This is a genomic window from Halomonas sp. MMSF_3323 (assembly GCF_030733595.1).
Taxonomy (GTDB): Bacteria; Pseudomonadota; Gammaproteobacteria; order Pseudomonadales; family Halomonadaceae; genus Halomonas; species Halomonas litopenaei.
Genome location: NZ_JASHIT010000030.1, coordinates 1 through 26,223 on the forward strand (window position 1 = coordinate 1; position 26,223 = coordinate 26,223).

Genomic DNA, 26,223 nt, shown 5'->3' on the forward strand with positions numbered 1-26,223 from the left:
CACCCCAGCATGAGGAGCGAATCCCTACTGATGCCCTCCCGACAAATTTTTTGGTCTGATTATCCATACTCTACGTTTTGTGGGGCACAGCTCTTGATGGTCGACTGAGCTAGTCACTCGGGAGCTGTGACTCAAAAATGCCCAGACGTGACCACGGCCCAAGGTAACAGCAAACCGCTCTAGCATGCAGATTCCCGAGGCTCTGACCACGTAACCTGGAAAACCGCCTACCCCTTCTTCTCTATGTGCTCCTTTTCCTATATAACTTCACATTCCCCTAACAATAGAAGCTAAGGTCACACGGTTACAACAGAGGAAAGCCCATTCTAGAGAGGTTTTTGTCGACTCAATGGCTTGGCCACACCTAGTGTCTCGGCCACCACCCCCCGCTTGGCCAGCTTCGACGACAAGATATAGGCAGCACTCGTACACGTCATAGACAACACAGAAAAAGGCCTCCCATCACGGCCGATCCTAGACTTATCTTTTTTAGCCACGAGGATGAAACATGAAGCGCTTAAATTCCGATGAGGGAGACTCAATATGGGCAAGCTAAGAAAGGTTGCTCTTTCGAAGCGGCTACACATATTGCTGCTTACCGGGCTAGGGGGTTTGCTGATCGCCCAGTCATTTAGCCCAGGAGGCAGCTCTCCTACTTCTAGTTGGGGAGGCGAAAGCACTCGGTCATGGGGAGCTTCAGTAGACCCTATGTTGATGGCCTTAGGCATGATTTCTTTAGTCGGGGCATGGTTGATATATCGAAAATGGTCGAAGAGTCTGTGATGAGTCGTTGGCAGGGGGCGGATAGGAATGGAGATCTTGTGGGATAGCAAAGATGTTACGCATACGCTCTCGCCCACATCTCCCATAGCTGACCTTGATGACATGGTTGGCTGATCGGGAACGCCAGGTCGTTATACAAGCCGTTAAAGGACGTCGATAAATTCTCGCAGACGCTCCGCTGTCACGATCAGGCCACAGGCTGCCAAGGTGCTGAGGTACTCCTCGGCACTTTTCGGCGGCTTGCGCAGGCTGGCGCGGTGACGGCGCGCGGTCCTGACCATTAGCCCCTCATTCGACTCGAACTGCTGCTCCAGAAAGGTGTCGGGATGGACGGCCTCGATCCCGAAACCGGCCAGGGTATCGGCGGAAAAATCCCTCAGATTGAAGGTGACGATGAACTGGGCTCCAGCGCAAATGGCCGCAGCCAGCACGTGACGGTCGTCAGGGTCGGGGAGCTCAAGTGCCGGGATCAACGGCTCATGCCCGGTGACCAGGGAATCCGGCACCGCTTGATTCATGAGTGCGACGGTTCGCGGCAACGCCTCCGCCAGTTCGGGACGCTTCTTGAGCAGGTTGCGCGTCCACTCGTCATGGATCTGTTCTGTCCAGCGTGCGGCGAACAGCCCCGAAGTGGCCAAGCGCATCAATAGGTCCCGCAGAGGCGCGGGATAGAGCACGCAGGCGTCGTAGACGACTACGAAACGCATCAGTAGCCCATGTCCAGCTCCTGAGCCTGGTCGGCCAACTCCTGCAGAGCGGCCTCGGAGGTCTCCTCCTGCTGGCGCTTGTAAGCCAACAGGTCCTGCAGGCGAATTCGGCGATGGGTGCCCACCCGGGTAAAGGGAATCGCGCCCTCTTCCACCAGCTTGACCAGGTGGGGCCGCGAGACATTGAGCATGTTGGCGGCTTCCTGGGTCGTCACCTCGGCATGGGTGGGAAGGATGGTCACGGCATTGCCCTGGGCCATCTCGGTCAGCAGGTCACGCAGCAGCACCAGCGCTTGGCGGGGGAGCACCAGGTCGGCCCCATCCAGCTTGATATGCGCCCGGTCGTTCTTGGGCCGCTCGCGAAGCAGCTGACTGAGCTCGGTGGCGCTGGCCCTGGCCAGGCGGGTGAGCTCGAAGTTGCCGGGCACGCTATCTTGGCTGGCGCTGTTCATGACTGGGCCTCCACGCAGCCCGCTAGCGCTGGCTGCCGCCTTGTGTTCTATCGTTGCTTGCCAGGTTATTCGAAATAAACAAAACTCGCAATATTCGAAACAACGTGACTGCCTATGCGGCACTGTGTGCCAGCCAGGAAATTAGCAAGAGTGAACACCATGGCAGGGCCCGAACACATGGACGTACAGAAGCCTTTCATCGACCAACTGGTGGGCCAGGGCCGGAAGTACCTGTCCGGCTCGCGGGATGTTCCGGCTACCGGCAAGCAAGGTGCTGAAGGCCAACAAGCTCTCCATCTGACTGCTGCTGAATGGGCTGTCCGCCGCGGGGCTTGAGGGTTGGAACACCGGCCGGGGATCACGCGAACCCAGGCCTGGTGCTGTTCACCACCGGCATCGAAACCTGAGTCTCGGCACCCGCCCCGCCGTACAACTCAGCCGTCACTGATACACTCCTACTTAACACTCGTTATTGCACAATCGAGCCCACGCCACACAATGCAGAGTTAGCGGATTCGATCTCGCCCTCCCCTAACCGACAAGGACCTCTCCCATGGAATGGATCTCCAGCCACGGTACCTTTCTGCAATTCATGACCAGCCTCGGCACTTTGGCGGTCTGGATCTTCTACGCTCAGTTGCTCTACGCCGGCTTCCGTCGCCAGCGGCGCCCCAAGGTGGTCATCAATCAGGTGATGGGCTTGTCCACCCAGGGCCGCTGCCTGATCAGCAACATGAGCGCCGAGGGCATCCATATCGAGACCGTCCAGGTGTGGCTGCACGAGAAGTGCGGAATACGCCGCTGCACCGTGTCGGAGGTGGATACCGACGAAAACGGCGATACCCCCACCTCCATCGCCAGGGGGACGCTGCAGGGTCCGCTGCCATCCAACGCTCACCTGGATGCCGGCGAAATCGATAGTCTGGTGCGCCGGGCACGCGCCGCCGACATCGAGGACGAAGACAACACCCTGTGTGAGGGTGAAGACAGCGACTACGTGCTCGAGTTGCTGGTCCTGTACATCTACAGCTCCGCCCCCGGCATCATGGGGGCCAGCCGCTCCTTTGTGTTCGACGACAACGGACAGGCGCGCCCCCACCACCTGGAAACGCAACAACTCAGGGGCTACCGCGACCGCAAGCGCATGGCGCGTATCTATCGCAACTATCTGGACCGCTGAGGCTCCAGACAGCACCTTGCCCTGGGCCTGAAGATGCCCCAGGGCAAGGCTGCTCCTTCATCTCCCGCCAGCGGCGACTAGCCGTTGAACACCGACAGCAATACCAGCGACAGCTGCGGTACGTAGGCGATCACCAGCAAGGTCAGGATCATCACGATCACGAAGGGCACGATGCCCTTGATCACGGTGCCAAGCGAGGCATTGCCGATGCGCGAGGCCACGAACAGATTGATCCCCAGCGGTGGCGTGATGAAGCCGATGGCCAGGCTGACCACCATGACGATGCCGAAGTGCACTGGATCGATACCCATGGAGGTCGCCACCGGATAGAGAATCGGTGACAGCACCAGAATCGCCGGTGTGGTATCCATGACGCAGCCCACCAGCAGCAGCATTACCAGGATGACCAGCAGCAACACCGCAGGGCTCGACGAGAACTGCAGCATGAAGTCGGCGATCGCCACCGGGATCTGCTCGATGGTCAGGATGCGGGCGAAGGTCGAGGCGCAGCCCAGGATCACCATCACCGTGCCGGTGGTGGCGCAGGACCCTGCGATGGTCTTGAAGATATCCCGGGGCGACAGCTCGCGATGGATGAACACCCCACAGACAAAGGCGTACACCGCCGCCACTGCCGCCGCCTCGGTGGGAGTGAAGATGCCCGCATAGATGCCCCCCAGGATGATTACCGGATTGAGCAGCGCCCACTTGGCCTCCCATACCAGGCACAGGGTCTTGCGCCCATCGAAGGGGGTATCATCGCCCTTCCAGCCCATCTTGCGGGAATAGAAGTAGGCGTAGGTGATCAGCACCAGACCAATCAACAGCCCCGGCAGGACACCGCCGAGGAACATGTTGGAGATAGAGGTGCCGGTGGAGACCCCGTACAGCACCATCGGGATCGAAGGCGGAATGATCACGCCGATACTCCCGGCCGCCGCCACCAGCGCCAGCACGAAGGACTTCGAATAGCCGGCCTCGAGCATGGTCGGCACCACCATGGACCCCACCGCTGCGACCGTGGCCGGGCCCGAGCCCGATACCGCGGCAAAGAACATGCACACCACCACGGTGACGATGGCAAGACCCCCGGTGAAGCGACCAAAGAAGGCGGAGGCCACCCCGAGAATCCGCCGCGACACGCCGCCGGCCCCCATCAGGTCGCCGGCCAGAATAAATAGCGGTATGGCCATGATCGGAAAGCTGTCGGTGGCCGACACCAGAGTCTGGGCCACATAGAGCTCTGACAGGGTGCCGAAGGACAGGATGGTCACCACACAGGACAGACCGATGGCGATGCCCACAGGGACGTTCAGGATCAACAACACGACCAGGCTCAAGAACAATACCGTCGCGGTCATCTCACACCTCCTTGTCGTGTACGGCGTCGGGATGCGCAAGCCGCCAGCGAATGCTCTGCACCTGGCGCAGGGTGGTCAGCGCAAAGCCGACGAAAGGCGCCGCGTAGACCACCCACATGGGAACACCGATAGCCGGGGAGGCCTGGCCGAGCATCAGCTGGCGCTCTATGACCGCCCAGCTGGTCCAGACCACATAAAGCGCGAAGGCCAGAAACAGCAGGTCCCCCAGGATGACCACCCAGTGACGCGCCGAGCGCGGGAACAGCTTGAGTGCCGCGTCGATCTTGATATGCCGCATTTCCCGGGCGCCGTAGCTGATCCCAAGATAAATCAACCAGATAAAGAAGTAGCGCGCGAGCTCTTCGGACCAGGACAGCGACGCGCCCATGATGTATCGCATGAACACCTGCACCGCGAGCAATAGCGTCATCGCGGACATCAGCGCCACGCAGATCGAGATCTCCGCGTACTCATCGAGCCATCTCACAAGTTTCATCCGCTCTCTCCCTGGCAGCGGGGTGATGACAGAAGTCGGCAAGGCTACAGCGAAGCGCCCGCGTGCGGCGGGCGCCTTCTGGCCTCATCGGGTCATGGCTTCAACAGCTCGTCGAGGTACTCGGGATGCTCCATCTTCGATTTGACCAGCGAGTAGATGTCGGCCTCGACGGCGGCATCACGCCACAGTTCCTTCTGCTCCGGGGTAATCTCGGTCACCGTCACCCCCTGATCGGCAAACTTGTCGAGGATCTCGCCTTCCAGCTGCTGGGAGCGCTCGCGCTGGTAGGTCGTCATCTCATCGATGGTGGCGTCGAGCGCCTCACGCAGGGAGTCGTCGAGGGCGTTGTATCTGTCGAGGTTCATGAACACCAGGTAAGGCGTATAGACGTGCTGGGTCAGCGACACGTGGTCCTGCACTTCCTGGAAGCGATTGCCGTCGATGATGCCCAACGGGTTTTCCTGGGCGTCCACGGTCCCCTGCTGCAGCGCGGTAAACAGCTCGGTGAAGGCCATCGGTGTCGGATTCGCACCGTAGGCGCGCCAGGCCGCCAGATGGACCTCATTCTCCATGGTCCGCACCTTCATGCCGTCCAGATCTGCCGGCTCGGCCACCACCTTGCCGCTGTCGGTGAAGTTGCGAAAACCGTTCTCCCAGAACGCCAGCCCCTTGAGGCCCTTGCTTTCCAGCGACTCGAGGAGCTTGTCGCCGACCTCACCGTCCAGGGCACTGTAGGTGGCCTCCGTCGACAGAAACAGGAAGGGAGCATCGAACACGTACAGGTCCGCAAACAGCGTGGCCATCGGACTGGTCGAGGAGATACCGATGTCGATATCACCGAAGATGGTGCTTTCCACCACCACCCTGTCATCGCCTAGCTGGTTATCCGGGAACAGCGTGATCTCGAGCTCGCCGTCGGTCCGCTCTTCAACCAGTCGCTTGAACTCGACACTGGCGTCCTTGGCCGAGGTCGAGGTCACGCTGGACATGCGCAGCGTTTCGGCCTGGGACAGCGCCGGGGTCATCGCCAGTGCCGCGGCGATCAGGGACAGCTTCATTCTGGAGAGTCTTGGCATGAGGTCTTTCTTTGTTGGTGTTGTTGGCATTGAAGAGCACGGGCACCAAGGCGCCCGTCGTCACAGCGATCCTGCATCCGCTTCTCGAGGGTTCGTCACGCGAGCCGATTGACGGCCCAGTAAACCGCCTCCCCTCTGGCAAAGCGCACCGCCTCCTCGGCCACCTTGCGTTTGAGCTCGGCAGCCGCGTCCTCGGAATACCAGGCCATGTGCGGTGTGATCAGACAGCTTGGCTGGGCCCACAACGGGCTATCGGGTTCCAGCGGCTCCCGTTCGGTGGTGTCGAGGCCTGCCCCGGCGACGTGACCGGAGGCGAGCGCCTCGGCCAGTGCCACCTCGTCGACGATCCCGCCCCGTGAGGTGTTGACCAGAAAGACCCCGGGCTTCATCGCGGCCAGTGCCCCTGCGTCGATCAGGTGACGGGTGTCCTCCGTCAGCGGGCAGAACACCGCCACCACGTCGGCCCGGCCGTAGAGCGAATCGAGTTCGACGGCTTCGATATAGTCGGTGCCATCCTCGGCACTGGGGCGGTAGAAGGCGTCGTAGCCGATGACACGGAAACCGAGGGCGTTGACTTTCCGAGCGTACAGTCGACCAATCCGTCCCAGGCCGATCAGACCCACCGTCTGAGTCGACTGTCGCCGCAATGGAATGGCCTCGACGTAGTCCCAGCGACCCTGGTGACAGGCAAGGTTCATCGGCACCAGCTTGCGCGTGAGCGCCAGCGTCAGCGCCAGGGCATGGTCGGAGACCTCGTTCATGCCGTAGTCGGGTACGTTGCATACCTGCACCCCGGCGGCGGTGGCCGCCTCGAGGTCCACGTTATTGACGCCGACACCGTAGCGCACGATCAGCTTGAGTCGTGGCAGTGCCTCGAGCACCCGACGGGTGAAGGGGGCGTACTGGTTGAGCGCGATGTCCACGTCAGTAAGCTGATCGACCAGATCCTGCTCGGTGCGACAGGCCAGCATCGGTGCGTCGAATCCGGCGGAAGCCAGGATGTCCTGCTCGATGTCATGATCGGCGTGATCCAGATCGGAGAAGACAATGTTCATGGCAGGTGTCCTTTTCAAGATCCCAGGCAACCACTGTCCACAGGCGGAACGGCCTCTCTGACATCGTCAGAGACAGGTGATGCCAGCATCATCGGTGGTCCATTCATGTCATCCCCGGCGCTGCAGGGGCCGGTATCGACCAATACGTCCATCTCACGCTCCAGTGTGGGCGGTGGCTGCCAGGTACAGAGCGCCACGCGCGACCGCGCATGGACGCGATGCTGCTTGCTAACTTTCACCACGAAGGGCCCGCGAGATGGTGTCGGCGGTGCGTTTGACCTGGGGGCCCAAGGCTGCCATGCGGTCTCTCGGCATAAAGCTGATGACACTGGTGACACTGACGGCGGCCACGGCGTTATCGACATGATTCTTGACCGGTGCCGAGACACAGCGGATGCCGTACTCGTTTTCTTCCCAGTCGAAGCTCCAGCCGCGCACGTCGGCTTCCTTCAGATCGCGACGGACCTCCGCGAATGACTTGAGTGCAGGAGCATCCTCGCGAGGCCTGGCTACCCGCTGCACGGCGGCATAGTAGGCGGGCCAGCTGGAGGGATCCTTCGATGCCAGCATTGCCTTGCCCAGGGCAGTGGCCAGCGCCGGCATGCGCCCTCCGGTGCGCGAGCGCATCTCAAGAGTCCGCTTGCCCGGCAACTTGCACAGGTAGAGCACATCGCCACCGTCGAGCACCCCGAAGTGCACGGTATCCCGCGTCTGCTCGGCCAGCGCCTCCAGGTACGGCCTGGCAATATCGACCAGGGGCTGCTGCTCCGCCGCCCGTTCGCCCAGCTCGATCAACTTCGCCCCGAGGTAGTAGCCCTTGTAGGGCACCTTGTGCAGGTAGCCGTCTCTGACCAGGCAGGACAGGGAACGGGCCACCGTACTGCGAGGGAGCTGCATCGCCTGGGACAGCGCCTTGATCGTGGAAATACCACGCCCGACGCACTGCAGCACTTCGAGCCCTCGACTCAGGGTCTGGGTGCCGGAGCGGTCTTTTGGGGGAATCAGTTCATCCATGGCGCCTCCTTGATTCATCCCATTCAAGGCAAGGCCCCATACACGGTCAAATAGTCAACCAATCCGCCACATAGTGAGTCACTTGAATAAGTAACTAACGGAAAAAGCAACAAAAAACCGCCAACTTCGTGAAAGTGGCGGTGGCAGAAAAAACAACGTCTCACCGATCAGTACGTCATCGCCGACATCTCCTGCAAGACATCTCCTGATGACTCAACCAAGGTCGATATCAGCTCGGGCAATGATGCGCACTTCAGGCAATTTATTTAGCTTGAGGGAACCGTCTTTACTCCTGCACCTTTCATCCAGGTGACGCTTACACCGGCTGGTGCTTGAACTCAGGGTCACCAGTGGTCCGCTTGAGCGGAGCCGAAGAAAAAATATGGCGGTCTCAACGAGTTATTATCGCTATTGGGGAAAGGCCAAGCTAGCTGTCGACAACGAGCCTTACCGAGGTCGAGAGGGCGGCACCCCGTCCTACCGTTACCCGCAACCGCGGGGCTCAGCAGTATGGCTCGGCACTCCTTCTCCTCGTGTCATTACAGCGGACACCTACTCCCCGCTGTCCTGATGAAACCGTTCCGGTACCTGATAGCGCGTGCTGCGGCCACCTCCTGGAAGCTTCACCAAGCAACCCTTCTCGACCAGCCCAGCGAGATGACGGGTGGCAGTTGCCTTACTGACCTTGGCGGCTTTCTGGTACTGCGACGCACTGATGCCGTGTTCGAAGCCTCTCTCACCGCCATCCAGCAGGCGGTTCAACACCTTCACCTGCTCAGGCAACAGGCCGGCTGCCCTGAAGTGCTGCCAGAAACGGGCCTTGGCCAACGTCCTATCGACCTTCCCCAGGACATCCAACAAGGTGGCATCCAGCGTCTCCAGGAACCAGACAAGCCAGGCCGTCAGGTCAGGCGTGCCACACTGGTTCGCTTCCAGGCGCCGATAATAGTCAGCGCGGCGCTCCAGGATGGCAGCCGACATGGCATACAGGCGGATACTCTGCTGATCCGCCTGCGCCAAGGCGCGATCAGCGATAGCCCGGGCAATCCGACCATTGCCGTCTTCAAATGGATGCAGTGTTACAAACCAGAAGTGTGCCAGGCCCGCTCGAACCAGGGGATCCAACTCGGGGTCATGACGGCTGGACGCGAACCAAGTGAGGAACTGATCAACCTCAAGTTCCAACCCCTCTCGCGGCGGCGCTTCGAAATGCACCTTGGGTCGATCGAGGCGACCCGAGACCACCTGCATGGGCTCCACTCCGCGCCACTGCCCGGGCCTTAACGTCGTAAGCCCCGCGTCAGCATCAGGGAACAACCACCGATGCCACTGAAACAGCCTGGTGGTGTCCAGCGGCGTGTCAGGCTTGAAGGTGGCATCCAGCATCAACTCCGCCAGGCCTTCAGCACGTGGTGAGGTAGCCCCCTCCGGCTCCTCCACACCAAGGCGTCGGGCCAAGGAAGAGCGAACTGACACCACGTTCAGACGCTCTCCCTCGATGGCCGAAGAGGTAACGATGCTCTGCAGTAGCGTATCCAGGGCGGCTCTTGCCTCAGCGTCCTGGTCATCCGCGGATGTCAGAGCCCACGAGCGTCCCAGCAAGATGCCGAGATCCCTCCAGCATGCCTGGACCCGCGGCTGAATCTCGGCCGCGTGCCAGGTGAAGTTCGGCCAGTCAGGATGCTGCCAGATCCATGTCGAGGCGTGATCGGTCATGCCAGGCCTCCAAGAAGGCGGAGGAGCCGAATGACAACGATATTCGACTCGCATTGTGAGCCGAATAATGATTGGTTTCGGCTCAGCTGGCAAGTCTGGGAGTCATAAGGCCTCGGCGACCATGAGGACAGGTTTCAGATCAGGCCACCCAATCCAAAGGTGGTCAAAGGTGGCCCTCATGGCGGCCCGGGGAGCGATGCCCCGCTGCATGAGGCGGCGTGCCGTCCACGAATACAGGGCATGGGTAAGACCGGCCAATAGCCCCAACAGCAAGCTGTGGATCAGGTCCGATCGGCGGATGGCCTATGGATAACGCGACACGGCGTACTTCTTCCTGAAGATCCGCGCCGCATTTCCCGGCAAAATGCGATGAACCCAAAAAAAGCCCCCGAGTCTCCTCGGGGGCTGCTGTGCTGACCGCCAGTTCAAAGGGGTCTGCCATCGCCGGACCTCAGGCCGGCATGTCGTTGGCCTTGGCGTCGCGCGACCAGACCCGGTGGCCACGAATCGCCTCCTGGAAATCGGCGTAGAGATCGTCCACGGTCTGCGCCGAGAACACGCCGTCTTCCGGCACCTCGATGCCAGCCGCCTGCAGCACATTGGCACCGTCGCCGAGTGCAGCGATCGGCTTGAGGTGCTTGTAGGCCTCCTGCACGTAGTAAAGCCCCAGGCCGGAACCCGCCAGCGCCTTGACACTGTCATCGCCAGGGGCCACCGCCACGGCGTCCAGAGTCACCGACGGCAGTCCGTTGAGCATGGCATCCGGGGTCAGGGTGCCGCCTTGAACGGTCGCCACCGGCGCCATCGACGGCGCGATGATGAGCCCCTGGGCCCCCTCGGCTTCCAGGCGCTTCTGCAGCGCTTCCACCTGGTCACCGTCGACCCCGTCGGCGGCCAGGATCGCCACCTTGCGATAGCGAATATCCGGCTGACCGCGATGCATCAAACTAAGCGCCGAGGAGGCGTCCAGCGACGTGGTGCCCAACTCTTCCGAGGGTGCCGGCGGATGCTCCGGCGGCTTGACACCATGCACCTCGCCCACCCGTCGCGCGAGCTCCATGTCGATATTGGGCAGGATCTCCTTGATCACCCGCTCACGGATCCACGGACGCTCGACCTTGGACAACTCGAAGGCGTAAGCGGCGATGATGTGCTCTTTCTCGACGTCACTCTGGCTATGCCAGAACAACCTGGCCTGGGAGTAGTGGTCGCCGAAAGACTCGCTGCGCGCCCTGACCTTGTGGGCATCGATGCGCTCCTGATAGCTCTCGAAACCGCCGTTTTCTTCCGCCGGCGGGGTCTCCCGGGGCCAGCCATCCTCGATCGAGTTGGGTTCGTAGGAAACCTGGCCCTTGTTGATGGTCTGACGGTGCGGAGCGTCGCGCTGGTGATTGTGGAACGGGCACACCGGCTGGTTGATCGGGATCTCATGGAAGTTCGGGCCACCCAGGCGCAGCATCTGGGTATCCAGATAAGAGAACAGGCGCCCCTGAAGCAGCGGATCGTTGCTGAAGTCGATGCCGGGCACTACATTGCCGGGGTTGAAGGCGACCTGCTCGGTCTCGGCAAAGTAGTTGTCCGGGTTGCGATCCAGCACCATTTTGCCGATGGGAGTCACCGGCACCTGCTCCTCGGGAATCAGCTTGGTCGGATCGAGGATATCGAAGTCGAAGGCATACTCGTCTTCTTCCTCGACCACCTGAATGCCGAGCTCCCACTCCAGGGCATCGCCATTCTCGATGTCTCCCCACATCTCGCGGCGGTTGAAGTCCGGATCACGACCCCACAGCTTCTGGGCCTCGTCCCAGATCAGCGAGTGGGTGCCCGCCAGCGGCTTCCAGTGGAACTTGACGAAGCGGGCCTTGCCTTGTCGATCGATCAGCCGGAAGGTGTGGACGCCGAAGCCTTCCATATAGCGGTAGTGCCGCGGGAAGGCCCGGTCGGACATGGTCCACAGCACCATATGGGCGCTCTCGGGCATCAGCGAGACGAAGTCCCAGAAGGTGTCGTGGGCCGACTGTCCCTGGGGAATCTCGTTGTGGGGCTCGGGCTTCACCGCGTGCACGAGGTCGGGAAACTTCATCGCGTCCTGAATGAAGAACACCGGCATGTTGTTGCCCACCAGGTCCCAGTTACCCTCATCGGTGTAGAACTTGGTGGCAAAGCCGCGCACGTCGCGCACGGTGTCATTGGAGCCGCGGCCGCCCTGCACGGTGGAAAAGCGCACGAATACCGGCGTCTTCTTGCCGGTATCCTGAAACAGTCCCGCCTTGGAGTACCTTGCCGCCGCCTCATAGGGCTGAAAGTAGCCGTGGGCCGCCGCACCGCGGGCATGGACGATACGCTCGGGAATGCGCTCGTGATCGAAGTGATTCATCTTCTCGCGGAAGATGAAGTCTTCCATCAGCGTCGGGCCGCGCTCGCCGGCCTTCAGCGAATTGTGGTTGTCCGCGATCCGGGTGCCCTGGTTGGTACGCAGGTCATGCCCGGTCGCATCACTGCGGTAGGTCTCGAGATTGTCGGACTTGCTGTTGGCGTCGGTACGACGCTCAGTGTCATGAGCCTCGTCTCGATTCGGTTGGGTGTACGGATTCTTCGCCATGACAAACACTCCGTTGTTTGCTCGGGAAATGAGCCTTCCACGCCACCAGGCGTGGACTGTCATCGGTCGGGCTGGCACCTGTAGCCAGGCGCTCCGCCGAATGGGCTACTCCCTTATAGGCAATCGAGATACCTCTCACAAACCCTGCAACAGCACCCACCACCTACCTAAGACCAAAAAAACCTATAAATCAAATACATAAAACATGTACAAGATATTAACAAAACTTAGATAATTACAATCACACACCTGCATTACGTTGTCTTACGAGCCGGCTTCGGCCTGAGTCCGCTGCATTTTTTTAGCCAGTCCTGATATTTTTCGCTTCGGCACAGATCGCTATGCTGCCAACGAAAATTTCAATAGATATCAAGAGACTCAGGGAACCTAGATGAAAAAGATCATGCTGGCCGCCATCATCATGGCGGCCGCCCTTCTGCAGGGATGCGCCACCAGCCGCAGCACCGTGGACGTACAAGCGCCCGACACCGCGACGGTAACTCAGGCAAATCCGGGCCCCAGCCTGTACATACGCAACGTCACCGATCAGCGGCAGTTCGAGGAAGCTCCTCGCTCCGCCGACATTCCGTCGCTGGGGTTCGAAGGCGCCGAGGCGGCAACGGACGAGCTCAAGTCCCGGGCCATCGGACGCAAGCGCAATGGCTACGGCAAGGCGCTCGGGGACGTGCTGCTGCCGGAAGACAAGACCATCACGGAGCTGGTGCGCGTCTACGCCAGCGAAGGCTTCGAGGACGCAGGCTGGAATGTAGTCAACAGCGCCGACGCCAGCGACGACGTGACCACCGTGGATATCGGTGTGACCCGCTTCTGGACCTGGGTCAAGCCGGGCTTCTGGGCTATCGCCCTGAACACCGATATCGAGACCGAGTTCACCTTTTCCGACGCACGACAGCTGGAACCGATCCACGCCCACTTGAAGGATCGCATGCAGATGGTGGTCGACAGCGATTGGGCGACCAGCAATCAGCTGACGCTTGAAAGCTATCGCCAGGCCATCGCCCAGAAGGCGACGCCCTGATCAGGCACGAGCCGTCAGCCTCGCTGCGCCGATGCCCGGCCACTCGCTCGGCATTGACGTACACGGACAAAAACGGGCCGCCTCGGTGGCCCATTCTGGTTCGACAAGAAAGTCAGGTTGTGCCTTTGCAGCAGCTCGCACCCCGAATAGCGCCGACGGACTTCCACCGAGGCCTCCTGTACCACATGCAACCGCAGTGATCTGGACAGCAATGAAACACGCCACCATGTCGCCCCACATATGTCGCATCTTAATGCCCTGTTTGATGTGGCTTTATGCCCTGTTTGATGTGGCTTTGGTGTCTGATCTCGGTACTTTCCGGAGCAACTTTCCTTGAAAGGCCTTATCGAGCCCAACCTTGCTTACACCGCGCGCCTATCGACATGTGCGCCAATCAGAAAAAAACGCGACCAAACACCCCTTTTTCGACGTAATACTGATAATTAACGTGCTTGGATAGGTGCAGATTTAGCGGTAAAATTTACCTTTTCGCTCAGGCGGATTTTAAGCATGGAACAACTACGCCTAAGTGAATGGCTTGGTTGGGATCCTCTCCGCGAAGAAAACGCGACGAAGGATGCCCGACTACTGCCCTCAGACAAGCCGGGAGTCTCGCTACCGGCCATGCTACGACGCCGACTGGACAATGCCGGTCGGGCCACCTGCGATATTCTTGCAGGGCTCGATCCCGAGGCGCGTTGTCCCTTGATCCACGCATCCCGCCACGGCGACGCCAACTTTACTCTGTCGATGCTGAAGGCTCTGGCGAATCAGGAACCGCTCTCGCCTACTCGGTTTTCGATGTCAGTGCACAACGCCACCCTGGGCGTCCACGCCATCGCCAACCATCACTACCGCCCTCTACAGGCGCTCGGCGCCAGCGGCAACGAGTTCAACGCCTTGCTGTGGGAAGCCCGTGGCTACCTGGCCGAGGGCCATGAAGCGGTGGTCATTGTGTTCAGCGAAGGGACGCTTCCCGGCGACTATATCGACTGCACGCCGCACCCGGGGCACGCCTGCGCGGTGGGCCTGCGACTGTCACTGACCCAGGGCCGGGCGCTGGTAGCCGAGGACGCCACGCCAGGGGCGGCACCGACGCCGCTCGACGTCATCGACTGGCTTGGTGGCTGCAGTCCACGTCTCGCCGCCGCCCCGGGCTGGCGCCTGGAGGAAGCATGACGCTGGACCAGTGGCGGCGCGGCATCGGCACCTTCCTGTCCTTCACTGCCTTCGGCATTGGCGGCTTGATCATCGGCCTGGTGGTGGCACCACTGCTGCAACTGGGGATGCGCGACCCGGTGCGTCGCCAACGCCTGGCCAGGCGTCTGATCCAGCGGGTCTTTCGCGCCTTCATTGCGCTGATGAAGGGCCTCGGGGTACTCGACTATCGCCTGGAAGGTCGTGGGCGACTCGCCCGTGGCGGCCGTTTGATTCTGGCCAACCATCCGTCGTTGATCGATGTGGTGTTCCTGCTGGCCTATACCCCCAACGCCGACTGCATCGTCAAGGGCCGGCTCGCCACCAACCCCTTCACCCGCGGGCCGATCGGTGTCGCCGGCTATATCACCAACCGCGATCCCCAGGCACTGCTCGAGGCCGCGCGGGACAGCCTTGCCCGGGGCAATTCGTTGATCCTGTTTCCCGAGGGCACACGCACCACGCCCGGTCGTCCGATCAAGTTTCGCCGTGGCGGGGCGAACATCGCCCTGCGCACCGGCAGCGCCATCACCCCGGTGCTGATCAAATGCTCGCCCACCACCCTGACCAAGGGTGAGCCCTGGTATCACATCCCCCGGCGCAAGGTTCAGATGGACCTGCACATACTCGACGACCTGCCGCCAGAGCCGGCGTCAAACCAACCGACCAGCCAGCAAGCCCGACAACTGACGCGGGAACTGAGCCACTACTTCAACAGGGAACTGGAGCGCCTCCACCATGAACCAAAGCGTACCGCTGTCGCTTGATTTGAAGCACATGATCATCGACACCCTCGAACTCGAGGATGTCACCCCCGAAGACATCGACGACCATGCGCCGCTGTTCGGCGAGGGCCTCGGGCTCGACTCCATCGATGCCCTCGAACTGGGCCTGGCGCTGCAGAAGCGATACGGCGTCACCCTTGACGCCGAGGCCGAGGATACTCGCCGCCACTTCGCCAGCCTGGCGGCGCTGCAAGCACTGGTGGAGGAACGCCGTGTCAACTGAAGCCGCCATCAGCCGTGAACAGATTCTCACCCACGTGCAACGTACCCTGGTCGAGCTGTTCGAAGTCTCTCCTGCCGAGGTAACCCTGGAGGCCCGTCTTTACGAAGACCTCGACATCGACAGCATCGACGCCGTCGATCTGGTGGTCGAACTCAAGCAGTTCACCGGTCGGCGCATCGATCCCGAGGCCTTCAAGTCGGTGCGCAGCATCGATGATGTGGTCAACGCCGTCGATCAGCTGATGCGCGACTGAGCCCGGTCTTGCGCACGGTGTCCACTACCGCCGTGGTGCTTGCCACCGCGTTGTCGTTGAGCTGGCCGCTGTCGGTGTGGTGGCTGCGGGGCACCCTGGGGCCCTGGCCACTGCTGCTGATTGGCTGCGGGCTGATCGCCTGGCGCCTGCCCCAGGCACGCGGCCTGGCGATCCTTGCCGCTCTGGCGCTGCTGGCGGTGGGGCTTGCCGTCGATGCCGAGCTTGGCATGCGTGGCTACCCGGTGGCCGTCAATGCGGTACTGCTGGCGTCCTTCGCCGCCAGCCTGTGGCGAGGCATGCCGGTGATCGAACGCCTGGCGCGTCTCAAGGAGCCCGACCTGCCCCCCGCCGGGGTGCGCTATACCAGGCGCGTCACCCAGGCCTGGTGCCTGTTCTTCCTGATCAATGGCGGTATCGCTGCCTGGACGGCGGCCTTTGCGGACCTGGACGTCTGGACCCTGTACAACGGCGTTATCAGCTATGGCCTGATCGCCCTGATGTTTACCGGCGAATGGCTGTGCCGTCGCCGGTTGCGGAGCTCCTCCTCATGACACGCCCCATCATCGGCGCCCCGACAACCCGTGACGGCTATCTGTGTCTGGCAGATCGCCCCTGGCGACAGGCCTGGCCGGACGCTCGGCACCTGCCCTCCCGCTGGTGCCATTCCCGGGATCTTGGCCGGCGAATCGACGCCTGGCTCGCCTGGCTCGCCCCTCGCCCGCACGGTCGCTGGCTGCTGCTCGACCCAGACCCGATCACTTTTACTGCAGCCTTGCTGGCACTCTGGGAAAGCGGACAAAGCGCGCTGCTTCCCGGCGATGATCGTCCCGCCACTCTGGCGCGACTGATGCCGCTGGTCGTCGGCCGACTCCCCGCCGAGCCATCGCCGGAAGACACCCAGGATCTACCTGCCCAGGAACCCCTCGCCACCGCACAGTGGGAAGCTGATCGGAACCCTGCCGGTGCAACGGCGGTGATGGCTGACAGAGAGGCGGCGGAAAAAGAGGCGGTGGTGCTGTGCACCTCGGGTTCCACCGGCCAACCAAGCCTCGAGCCCAAGTGCTTTCGCCAACTCGACGAAGAGCTCGAGCGTCACGCCGCACTGTGGCCGCTAGCACAGACAGCCGTGGTCTGTCAGGTTAGTCACCAGCATATCTACGGCCTGCTCGCCGGTATTCTAGCGCCGCTGTGTCACGGCGCCCCCTTCTGTGGCGACGACAGCCGCTTCCCCGAGGTGATGGGCCAACGGGTCAGCGAGGCAACCTCGGTCGGGCTGGACGCCTGCCTGGTCGCGAGCCCCGCGCAACTGTCGCGGCTGCCGCAGCACCTGGCCCTGCACCACCAGCGCATTGCCCGGGTACTGTGCTCCGGAGCGCCGCTGTCCAGGGACGACGCCATGCGCTGCGAGCGTCTGCTGGATAGCCCGGTGATCGAGATCTACGGCAGCACCGAGACCGGCGGCATCGCCCATCGTCGGCAGTCGAGCGGTGATCTCTGGACCCCGTTCCCCGGGGTCGAGCTGGACCTGAATGACAGCTCCCTGCGATTGCGCTCGCCCTTCCTGGCCCGGCCGGAGCAGTGGTGGGACCAGGCCGATCGGGTCGAGCGCCAGGGCGAGGGCTTTCGCCTGCTGGGGCGCCGCGACCGACTGGCCAAGATCGGCGGCAAGCGTGTTTCGCTGACGGCGCTGGAACAACGTCTGTGCCAGCACGAGGTTGTCGATGACGCCCGCTGCGTGGATCTCGACTTGCGCGACGGAAGGCTCGGCGTGGTGCTGGCCGTGGCCGGCGATGCGCTACCCCAGCAGCATGAGCCCCGAAGAAGGCTGATCTCGACCCTGCGCGAGCACCTCGCCAGCGAACACGAGCCGTCGGCGATTCCGCGCTACTGGCGCTTCGTCGAGTCGCTTCCACTCAATCCCCAGGGCAAGCACGATCACGCTACCCTGCGTCGCTTCTTCGATGACCTCGACGACGATCGTCTGCCGCGCTGGCTGGGCGCAGTGGACGTCGACGACGAGCAGCGCATCACCCTCGAGGTACCCGAGCGTCTGCGCTATCTGGAAGGCCACTTCGAGGGCTTCGCGCTGGTTCCCGGGGTGGTACTGGTGCAGTGGGCCATCCACCACGCGCGTGAGCGGTTTCCGGCGCTTTGCGCCTTTCGCGGCGTCGACCGGCTGAAGTTCCAGAAGGTCCTGCGTCCCGGCCAACGCCTGACGTTGACGCTCAAGCGTCGTACCGATGGCATCGCTTTCTCGTTCGACTCGCCGAAGGGTCGCCACGCCGGCGGCAGGGTCCGGCTGGAGGCGCGCCATGACTGAGCCCCGCCCCTGCGCCGTGGTACCGGTCTACAACCACCCCGACAGTGTGGCCGGAGTGGTCGGGCGGCTCGTCGATCTGGGCCTGCCGGTGATCCTGGTGGACGACGGCAGTGATCCGTCCTGTCGCCGGGAGCTCGAGCGTCTGGCCAACGCGGGCCACGCGCTGGTGACCCACCAGCGCAATCGTGGCAAGGGCGCGGCGGTGCGCAGTGGGCTGCTCGAGGCCGAGCGGCTGGGCTACAGCCACGCATTGCAGGTCGACGCCGATGGCCAGCACCACCCGGACGACCTGCCAGCCTTCATCGATGCCATGCACCAGACGCCCCATCGTCTGCTGGTCGGCTACGCCCGCTATGATGACAGCGTGCCCAGGGCCCGGCTGTACGGCCGCTACGCCACCCATGTGTGGGTCTGGATCAACACCCTGTCGCGGCGGATTCGCGACTCCATGTGCGGGGTACGTCTCTACCCCCTGGCTGCCGTCAATGGCCTGCTGCGTCGGCACCCCTGTGGTGATCGCATGACCTTCGACACCGAGGTGCTGGTGCGCTGGTACTGGGCTGGGGGCGAACTCACCAACCTGCCGGTACGGGTGCACTACCCCGAGCAAGGAGTCAGCCACTTCGCCCTGTGGCGCGACAACGCCCAGATCAGCGCCATGCACGCCCGCCTGTTCGTGGCCATGTGGCCCCGCCTGCCCGGTCTGCTGTGGCGCCATCGGAGGCAGCCATGAACCGCCACTGGGCCGCCATCGGCGAGCGCGGCACCCTCTCGGGGATGCTGTTCATGGTCTGGCTGAGACGCTTCGGCGACTGGCCCTTCCAGCTACTGCTGTGGCCGGTGATCCTGTGGTACTACCTGTCCCACCGCACCGCCCGGCGCGCCTCCCAGGACTACCTGACACGGCTCGATCCGGCGCTCGAACGACAGCCACTGCGGCTGCGGGCGCGTAGCTTTCGTCACTTTCTGAGCTTTGGTCGATCGCTGATGGACAAGGTGGCCGCCTGGAACGGCGAGTATCCCCCCTCGCGGCTGTCCGGCGACGGTGTACAGCACTTCGCCCAGGCCGTGGACGGCGGCCAGGGGGGCCTGATTCTGGTCGCCCACCACGGCAACCTGGACATCGTCAACGCCCTCAGCGAACGCCACCCCTCGCTGGACCTGACGGTGATCATGCACACCCGCAACGCGCGCAAGTTCAACGAACTGCTGGAGCGCGCCACCGGCCGCCGTCGCCCCGAGATTCTCGAGGTCAGCGAGATTTCACCGTCCAGCGCCCAGCGCCTGGACGCACGCATCCGCGCCGGAGGCTTCGTGGTCATCGCTGCCGATCGCATTCCCTTGCGCCAGGGCCGCACCCGTGCGCTCGAGTTTCTCGGTGCACCGGCGCCCTTTCCCGAGGGCCCCTTCCTGCTCGCCAGCCTGCTGCGCTGTCGGCTCTACCGGCTTGCCTGTGTGCGTGATGGCGACGGCTTTGTGGTCGACTTCGACCTGATCGACGACACCTCGCGGCTGGGGCGCCGTGGCCGCAGCGCCTGGATCGCCGAGGCCATGCAACGCCATTGCGCCGACCTGGCCTGGCGCGTCCAGCGCCACCCGTTGCAGTGGTTCAACTTCTTTCCTTTCTGGATCGCCGACGAGACGACTGACCATGACCCACCCCGCTGAGCCGACCGCCCCCTTGATCCTCGATGGCGGCGCCCTGAGCCTGGAGGACGTACTCGATGTGGCCCTGCGCCGCCGAAGCGTCGCGCTGTCGCCAGCTCCCGAGTTTCGCACGCGCATCGAGCGCGGCCAGCGCTTTCTCGCGCGCCTGCTTAAAGAAGACGGCGTGGTCTACGGCGTCACCACCGGCTACGGCGACGCCTGTACCCGACCGGTGGCCCACCAGGACATCGACGACCTGCCCCGCCAGCTGTACACCTTCCATGGCTGCGGCATGGGCCAGATCCTCGACATCGAGGCAGCCCGGGCGGTGGTGCTGGTGCGCCTGGTATCGCTGTGCCAGGGGGTGTCCGGGGTCAGCTTCGAGCTGCTCGAGCGGCTGGCCTGGCTACTCGAGCACGACGTGCTGCCGGTGATTCCCGAGGAAGGCTCGGTCGGCGCCAGCGGTGACCTGACGCCGCTGTCCTATCTGGCCGCGGTGCTGTGCGGTGAGCGCGAGGTCATCGACAATGGTACCCGCCGTCCGGCCGCCGAGGCCCTGGCCGAGCGCGGCCTGCTCCCCTATCGACTGAAGCCCAAGGAAGGCCTGGCGCTGATGAATGGCACTGCGGTGATGACCGCGCTGGGCTGCCTGGCCTTCGCCCGTTGCGCCTACCTGGCACAACTGTCGACTCGCATCACCGCGCTGTCGGTGCAGGCGCTGGACGGCAACCCCTACCACTTCGATGCCGAACTGTTCGCCGCCAAGCCGCACCCGGGACAGCAGCAGGTGGCCGCCAGGCTGCGCCAGGACCTGCATGCACCGCGTACCCCGCGTAACTCACCCAGACTGCAGGATCGCTACTCGACCCGCTGCGCGCCCCACGTGATCGGCGTGGTCGAAGACGCCCTGCCCTGGTGGCGACAGTTCCTGACCAATGAACTCAACAGCGCCAATGACAACCCCTTGATCGATGCCGAGGCCGGCAAGGTGATGCACGGCGGCCACTTCTACGGTGGCCACGTGGCTTTTGTCATGGACAGTCTGAAGCAGGCCGCCGCCAATCTGGCCGACCTGCTCGACCGGCAGTTGGCTCTATTGGTGGACAGCCGCTACAACCATGGCCTGCCGAGCAACCTGAGCGGCGCCAGTGCCGAGCGCCTCGCGCTCAATCATGGTTACAAGGCGGTACAGATCGGCGCCTCCGCCTGGACCGCCGAGGCGCTCAAGCTGACCATGCCGGCCAGCGTCTTCTCGCGCTCCACCGAGTGCCACAACCAGGACAAGGTCAGCATGGGCACCATCGCCGCGCGCGATGCCCTGCGCGTGCTGACCCTGGTCGAGCAGGTGGCTGCCGCGACCCTGCACGCCGCGGTGCAGGGCGTCGAACTGCGCAGCCGACTGAACGACGCCGGCGCCGTTCCCGAGCGCCTGGCGGCCTTCGTCGACAGCGTGCGCCGCGACGTCGCCCCCCTGGCCGAGGACCGCGCCATGGACAGCGACCTCAACCACCTCTGTGGCCTGATACGCCGCCGTCACTGGAGGTTCTATGACGCCTGACGATCGCCCGCTACCCCGAGCCGAGGTGGAGCTCGAGGTGCCCTTTCACGACGTCGACATGATGGAGGTGGCCTGGCACGGCCACTACGTGCGCTATCTCGAGATCGCCCGCTGCCGGTTGCTCGACGCCATCGACTACAACTACCTGCAGATGCGCGCATCGGGCTTCGCCTGGCCGATCATCGATCTGCGCCTGCGCTACGCCGCGCCCGCTCGTTTCGCCCAGCGCCTGGCCATCGAGGCTCGCCTGAGCGAATGGGAAAACCGCCTCAAGATCGACTACACCATCCGCTGCGCCGAGAGCCGCAAGCGCCTGACCCGCGCCTGGTCGGTCCAGGTCGCGGTGGGGCTGGACGATGGCGAGATGCGCCTGGCCTCGCCACCTGCGCTGATCGAGCGGCTGATCGCCTGGCAGGAGGCGCAACCATGAACCACAGCTCCACGCACCACCGTTCACACCGGCCTCGCTGGGCTCACGGGAAAAGCCGAGCCTTGAGGGGCGCCCTGGCGGGCATCCTGCTGGTGCTGCCGATGCTGGCAACGGCTGCTGTTGCCTCCACCGGCACGGTACCGAGTCTGCCGCAGTTGAGCCGGCAACTGGAGCAGCATCAGCCGGCCTGCGTGAGTTTCGAGCAGAACCGCTGGATGGCGGACCTGCAGACCGAACTGCCCAGCGCCGGCTACTTTCGTCGCGAGCCCTCTGGGCTGGTGTGGCAGACCCTGAGCCCGATCGAGGATCGGGTCGTGCTGTCCGCCGACAACCCCGAACTGCCACCGGGGCTCAAGGCCCTGCTACCCGTTCTGACGGGACTGTTCGACGGCAACTGGGCGAGCCTTGAAGGGCATTTCAGCGTGCGCCTTGGCGGCAACCTCGATGACTGGCAGGCACAACTTGCGCCCCTGGACAGGGCCATCGCCGAGCATCTGCAAGGGATCGAACTGGACGGCGCCGAGCAGGTCGAGCACCTTCAGGTCAGCTTCACCGACGGCGATCGTCTGCGCCTCGAGTTGTCGCCGCTGCCCTGTGACGCCCTGACCGGAGCCCCCGGCGCATGAGTCTCGGGGGCACTGATTCAGCCCGCGGCGCGCTGCTGGCGAGTCGCGGCTGGGGACTGGTGCTGCTGGCCTGTATCGTGCTGCTGGCCGTGCAAGTGCTGCGCGGTGCGCCACTGGATACCCGCATCACCGCCCTGCTGCCCGAACATCAGCAGGGCGAGTTGATCGCCCGCGCCGATGACAGTCTTGCGTCCACCTTCGAGCGCCGCTTCTTGTTGCTGGTCGCGAGCGACGCGACGCCGCACGCCGCCCCCGTGGAGGCGGTCAACGAGCTTCGCCAGGCGCTGACGGCCAGCGGCATCATCGCAAGCCTGGATAGCCAGTCGCCGCCGCGCCCGGATCAGACCCTGACCCCCTATCGCTATCGCCTGCTGACCGATTCGCTGGCCCGCCAAGACGCCGAGGCCTGGCGCCAGCGCGGCCTGTCACGGCTGTTCGCCCCAGGCGTCGACGCCGATCTCGAGCGCGACCCCTTCGGCCTGCTCGACGGCTGGCTCGAGGCGCGCTTCCAGGGCCCGGTCAGCTGGCACCCCGGCGGCCCCGGGGTGGTCACCGACAAGACCGAGTGGAGCCTGATCGGCGCAACCCTGGCGGCCAGCCCCTACGACATGGCACTGCAGCAAGAGCTGAGTGCGGTGCTGGAGCGCTTCGGCCAGGCGCATCCCGAGCTGACCCTGCTGCGCGCCGGGCTGGTATTCCATGCCGCCGCCGGTGCCAGGCAGGCGAGTCACGAGATCGCCACCATCGGTCTGGGTTCGCTGTTCGGCATTCTGGCGTTGCTCGCGCTGGTGTTCCGCCGCCCGCTGGTGATCGCCACGCTGCTGTTGCCGGTGGCCACCGGTCTGGTGTTTGCCAGCGCGCTGACCTGGCTGATCTTCGGCTCGCTCAACCTGATCACCCTGGCCTTCGGCGCCAGCCTGATCGGTCTGTCGGTGGACTACGCGCTGCATCTGCAATGCACCCGCCAACTCAACCCGGGGCGCTCACTGCGCTTGTTCTGGCCGGGCCTGACGCTAGGCCTGGCCTCGAGCCTATGCGCCTACCTGGTGCAACTGGCGACTCCCTTGCCGGGGCTGCGCCAGATGGCCACCTTCACCGCACTCGGCCTGCTCGGCGCCTGGCTCAGCGTGCGTCTGTGGCTGCCACGGCTGCCGCTCTATCACCACCCGGCTACCGCCACCATCGCCAGGCGGCTCGATCGACTGCGTCTTGGCCGCGGCCAGCGCTGGGTGTATCCCGCCCTGGCGCTGGTGCTGGTTGTGGCTGCCGCGCTGGCGCTGACCCGGAGTACCACCAGCCATGACCTGCGCCAGCTCAATCCGTCGCCGGCTGCGCTGATCGCCGAACAGCAGCGGGTACAGACGCTGCTCGAGCGCCCGGCCAGCTTCCGCTACCTGATCGTCAGTGCCGAGACCCCGGATGCCCTGCTGAAGCGCCTGGAACAGCTTGACGAGCCGCTGTCCCGGCTCGAACGGGAGGGCCACCTGTCCTCCCATCGCCACCTGGCCCAGGCGGTACCGTCGATGCAGACCCAGGAGCACAACCTCGAACGGGTGCGCGAGCGCTACGCCGCGGCCCTGCCGGAGCTGCTGAAGGCTGCCGGCTTGCCCTCGACATTGATCCCGCGCCTTGAAGATCCTCTGCACGAGGTGCCCTTCCTGTCCCCGCAGACCTGGCTGTCGAGCCGCGCCGGCGAAGCCGACCGTGCGCTCTGGCTCGATGGCCTCGAACGCCCCGCCGCCCTGATCACCATCGGTGAGGTGGACGCCACCGCATCGAAGGCGCTGACGCAGCTCGCCGAGTCACCGGACGTGATCTATCGCGATCGGGTCGCGGCGCTGTCGCAGCAGCTCGCCTTGCTCAGCGAGGAGCTGGTGCGCTGGCTGGCACTCGCCCTGGCACTGCTGGTGGGCGTCTTCGGCCTGCGCTACCGTCGCCACGCCTGGCGGGTGCTGCTGCCGCCGGTGGGCGCAGTGATCATCACCCTGGGTCTCTACGCACTGAGCCACACCGGCCTGACCCTGTTTCACCTGCTGGGTCTTTTGCTGGTGCTCGGCATCGGACTCGACGCCGGTATCTTCAGCACCGAGCACCCGCAAGACCCGGGCGCATGGCTGGCGATCAGCCTGTCCTGCGCGTCCAGCCTGCTGGCGTTCGGCCTGTTGGCGTTCAGTGCCACGCCGGCACTGCACTTTCTTGGTCAGACCTGCCTGATCGGACTGGTTGCCACCTGGTGCCTGGTCCCCCTGGCCCGAGGCGCGACGGAACGCGCTGGCGTGGCCGCCCACCGGGGTGTCGCAGGAAGCGACACCCAAGAACTGGAGAGTTCATCCCATGGAAGATCGACCTGATACCGACGTCGCCATCATCGGTGCCGGCCCCTCGGGCGCAGCGGCCGCGGCCTGGCTTGCGCGCAAGGGCTATTCGGTCAGGGTGCTGGAGCGCACCCACTTTCCGCGCTTCGTCATCGGCGAAAGCCTGCTGCCCCAGTGCATGGTGCACCTGGAGCGCTGCGGCCTGCTCGAGGCGGCCAAGGCCGGTGGCTACCAGCCGAAAAACGGCGCCGCCTTTTGCCGGGGCGACGACTACGCGGCCATCGATTTCCGTGACAAGTTCAGCGATGGCCCCGGCACCACCTGGCAGGTGCCCCGTGACGACTTCGACCAGCGCCTGATCGAGGGTGCCAGGGCGGCGGGCGCGCGCGTCGACTTCGGCGTCAGCGTCAGCGACTTTCGCGCCGATCCGTTCAGGCCGCGACTGAGCTGTGTCGACGATGACGGGAAGTGCTTCGACATCGAAGCCCGCTTCGTCCTCGATGCCAGCGGCTATGGCCGCGTGCTGGCACGCCTGGAGGCGCTGGACCGCCCCTCCAGCCTGGCCACTCGCTGCGCGCTGTTCACCCACGTCGAAGACCGTATCGATCGCGCCGAGCATGACCGCGACAAGATTCTGATCGGCGTCCACCCGACCCACCCGGACGTGTGGTACTGGCTGATCCCCTTCCGTGACGGGCGCGCCTCCGTCGGTGTCGTCGCCAGTCCCGAGTTGCTCGAGAGCGCCGGCGACAGCGACGACCAGCGGCTGTGGGCGATGCTGGGTCAGGAGCCCCGCTACGCTCGCCTGCTCAAGGACGCGACGGCCACCCGCGAGGTCCAGCGCATCGACGGTTACTCCGCCGATATCACCCGCCTGCACGGGCCGGGCTTCGCGATCCTCGGCAACGCCGGCGAGTTTCTCGATCCGGTGTTCTCTTCCGGCGTCACCATCGCGCTGGACTCGGCGCTGCGCGCGGCGCCACTGGTAGCAGACCAGCTCGACGGCGAGGCCGTGGACTGGGCGCAGGACTTTGAAGCACCGCTGCGCCGTGGTGTCGCCACCTTCCGCGAGTTTGTCGATGCCTGGTACGACGGCCGCCTGCCACGCGTCATCTTCCATCCGGATCAACAGCCCCGGGTGCGTCAGATGATCGCCTCGGTGCTGGCGGGATACGCCTGGGACATCGACAACCCCTTTGTCGCCGCCAGCCGTCGACGCCTCACCAGCCTGGCCGAGCGTTGCGAACTGGACAGCCAGGCCGTCGCTCCGTGAAGGTGCGCTCTACGCTCCCGCACCACCCGCCAAATGGCGGGTGGTCGAGCCCCTGGGCCAGGCTGCGTGGGCCAGGCAGGTCCTTCGCGGCGCTAGTGATACTCTGCCTGCTCGG

At 63.9% G+C, this 26,223-nt stretch carries 24 protein-coding genes; 15 read left to right on the forward strand and 9 right to left on the reverse strand.

What is annotated here, in order from left to right:
• Window positions 1–926: 926 nt before the first annotated feature.
• Together RBB39_RS15200 and RBB39_RS15205 are read right to left on the reverse strand one after the other, a co-directional pair.
• Entirely contained in the window at window positions 927–1,490 is a 564-nt protein-coding gene (locus RBB39_RS15200; RefSeq protein ID WP_045993605.1) for a PIN domain-containing protein, read from the reverse strand.
• On the reverse strand, window positions 1,490–1,942 hold the full coding sequence (locus tag RBB39_RS15205; RefSeq protein ID WP_045993606.1) for a helix-turn-helix domain-containing protein: 453 nt from the start codon (window positions 1,940–1,942) through the stop codon (window positions 1,490–1,492). Before RBB39_RS15205 ends, RBB39_RS15200 begins: the two co-directional genes overlap by 1 nt.
• A 553-nt stretch (window positions 1,943–2,495) precedes the next feature.
• Between RBB39_RS15205 and RBB39_RS15210 the strand changes: the two genes are divergently transcribed.
• Complete coding sequence (locus RBB39_RS15210; RefSeq protein ID WP_045993607.1) at window positions 2,496–3,122, forward strand: hypothetical protein; 627 nt, start codon at window positions 2,496–2,498, stop codon at window positions 3,120–3,122.
• A gap of 77 nt (window positions 3,123–3,199) precedes the next feature.
• Here RBB39_RS15210 and RBB39_RS15215 read toward each other — a convergent pair whose 3' ends face one another.
• From RBB39_RS15215 to katE, 7 genes are all read right to left on the reverse strand, one after another.
• On the reverse strand, window positions 3,200–4,483 hold the full coding sequence (locus tag RBB39_RS15215; RefSeq protein WP_045993608.1) for a TRAP transporter large permease: 1,284 nt from the start codon (window positions 4,481–4,483) through the stop codon (window positions 3,200–3,202).
• Between the two features lies 1 nt (window position 4,484).
• The gene (locus tag RBB39_RS15220; RefSeq protein ID WP_045993609.1) at window positions 4,485–4,979 is read right to left on the reverse strand and encodes a TRAP transporter small permease; all 495 of its coding nucleotides are present in this window, start codon (window positions 4,977–4,979) and stop codon (window positions 4,485–4,487) included.
• A 92-nt stretch (window positions 4,980–5,071) separates the two neighbouring features.
• The gene (locus RBB39_RS15225) at window positions 5,072–6,037 is read right to left on the reverse strand and encodes a DctP family TRAP transporter solute-binding subunit (RefSeq protein ID WP_052704419.1); all 966 of its coding nucleotides are present in this window, start codon (window positions 6,035–6,037) and stop codon (window positions 5,072–5,074) included.
• A gap of 113 nt (window positions 6,038–6,150) precedes the next feature.
• Window positions 6,151–7,110, reverse strand: a complete 960-nt coding sequence (locus RBB39_RS15230; RefSeq protein ID WP_045993610.1) for a C-terminal binding protein — start codon at window positions 7,108–7,110, stop codon at window positions 6,151–6,153.
• A 228-nt stretch (window positions 7,111–7,338) separates the two neighbouring features.
• Complete coding sequence (locus RBB39_RS15235; RefSeq protein WP_071211132.1) at window positions 7,339–8,124, reverse strand: IclR family transcriptional regulator; 786 nt, start codon at window positions 8,122–8,124, stop codon at window positions 7,339–7,341.
• A gap of 552 nt (window positions 8,125–8,676) precedes the next feature.
• Entirely contained in the window at window positions 8,677–9,840 is a 1,164-nt protein-coding gene (locus RBB39_RS15240) for a Fic family protein (protein ID WP_045993612.1), read from the reverse strand.
• A gap of 451 nt (window positions 9,841–10,291) precedes the next feature.
• Complete coding sequence (katE, locus tag RBB39_RS15245; protein WP_045993613.1) at window positions 10,292–12,442, reverse strand: catalase HPII; 2,151 nt, start codon at window positions 12,440–12,442, stop codon at window positions 10,292–10,294.
• A 391-nt stretch (window positions 12,443–12,833) separates the two neighbouring features.
• On the opposite strand from katE, the gene RBB39_RS15250 reads away from it, so the two are divergent.
• From RBB39_RS15250 to RBB39_RS15315, 14 genes are all read left to right on the forward strand, one after another.
• Window positions 12,834–13,481, forward strand: coding sequence for a hypothetical protein (locus tag RBB39_RS15250; protein WP_045993614.1), 648 nt, complete (start codon window positions 12,834–12,836; stop codon window positions 13,479–13,481).
• Between the two features lie 510 nt (window positions 13,482–13,991).
• On the forward strand, window positions 13,992–14,660 hold the full coding sequence (locus tag RBB39_RS15255) for a beta-ketoacyl synthase chain length factor (RefSeq protein ID WP_045993615.1): 669 nt from the start codon (window positions 13,992–13,994) through the stop codon (window positions 14,658–14,660).
• The gene (locus tag RBB39_RS15260) at window positions 14,657–15,445 is read left to right on the forward strand and encodes a 1-acyl-sn-glycerol-3-phosphate acyltransferase (RefSeq protein ID WP_045993616.1); all 789 of its coding nucleotides are present in this window, start codon (window positions 14,657–14,659) and stop codon (window positions 15,443–15,445) included. Before RBB39_RS15255 ends, RBB39_RS15260 begins: the two co-directional genes overlap by 4 nt.
• Window positions 15,417–15,686, forward strand: a complete 270-nt coding sequence (locus RBB39_RS15265) for a phosphopantetheine-binding protein (RefSeq protein ID WP_045993617.1) — start codon at window positions 15,417–15,419, stop codon at window positions 15,684–15,686. The genes RBB39_RS15260 and RBB39_RS15265 overlap by 29 nt, the downstream gene beginning before the upstream one ends.
• Window positions 15,676–15,939 (forward strand): acyl carrier protein, encoded by a 264-nt coding sequence (locus RBB39_RS15270; RefSeq protein ID WP_083970492.1) that lies wholly within the window; start codon window positions 15,676–15,678, stop codon window positions 15,937–15,939. The genes RBB39_RS15265 and RBB39_RS15270 overlap by 11 nt, the downstream gene beginning before the upstream one ends.
• A gap of 17 nt (window positions 15,940–15,956) precedes the next feature.
• Window positions 15,957–16,490 (forward strand): hypothetical protein, encoded by a 534-nt coding sequence (locus tag RBB39_RS15275; RefSeq protein WP_239452578.1) that lies wholly within the window; start codon window positions 15,957–15,959, stop codon window positions 16,488–16,490.
• Entirely contained in the window at window positions 16,487–18,259 is a 1,773-nt protein-coding gene (locus RBB39_RS15280; RefSeq protein ID WP_253028995.1) for an AMP-binding protein, read from the forward strand. Before RBB39_RS15275 ends, RBB39_RS15280 begins: the two co-directional genes overlap by 4 nt.
• Window positions 18,252–18,992 (forward strand): glycosyltransferase family 2 protein, encoded by a 741-nt coding sequence (locus tag RBB39_RS15285; protein ID WP_045993619.1) that lies wholly within the window; start codon window positions 18,252–18,254, stop codon window positions 18,990–18,992. Before RBB39_RS15280 ends, RBB39_RS15285 begins: the two co-directional genes overlap by 8 nt.
• Window positions 18,989–19,927, forward strand: a complete 939-nt coding sequence (locus RBB39_RS15290; protein WP_052704421.1) for a glycosyl transferase — start codon at window positions 18,989–18,991, stop codon at window positions 19,925–19,927. The genes RBB39_RS15285 and RBB39_RS15290 overlap by 4 nt, the downstream gene beginning before the upstream one ends.
• The gene (gene hutH, locus RBB39_RS15295) at window positions 19,911–21,464 is read left to right on the forward strand and encodes a histidine ammonia-lyase (RefSeq protein ID WP_045993621.1); all 1,554 of its coding nucleotides are present in this window, start codon (window positions 19,911–19,913) and stop codon (window positions 21,462–21,464) included. Before RBB39_RS15290 ends, hutH begins: the two co-directional genes overlap by 17 nt.
• Window positions 21,454–21,894, forward strand: a complete 441-nt coding sequence (locus tag RBB39_RS15300; RefSeq protein ID WP_045993622.1) for a thioesterase family protein — start codon at window positions 21,454–21,456, stop codon at window positions 21,892–21,894. Before hutH ends, RBB39_RS15300 begins: the two co-directional genes overlap by 11 nt.
• Complete coding sequence (locus RBB39_RS15305; protein ID WP_306169177.1) at window positions 21,891–22,520, forward strand: LolA-related protein; 630 nt, start codon at window positions 21,891–21,893, stop codon at window positions 22,518–22,520. The genes RBB39_RS15300 and RBB39_RS15305 overlap by 4 nt, the downstream gene beginning before the upstream one ends.
• On the forward strand, window positions 22,517–24,871 hold the full coding sequence (locus RBB39_RS15310) for an MMPL family transporter (protein WP_253028994.1): 2,355 nt from the start codon (window positions 22,517–22,519) through the stop codon (window positions 24,869–24,871). Before RBB39_RS15305 ends, RBB39_RS15310 begins: the two co-directional genes overlap by 4 nt.
• Window positions 24,855–26,108, forward strand: a complete 1,254-nt coding sequence (locus RBB39_RS15315; RefSeq protein WP_045993624.1) for an NAD(P)/FAD-dependent oxidoreductase — start codon at window positions 24,855–24,857, stop codon at window positions 26,106–26,108. Before RBB39_RS15310 ends, RBB39_RS15315 begins: the two co-directional genes overlap by 17 nt.
• Window positions 26,109–26,223 lie beyond the last annotated feature (115 nt).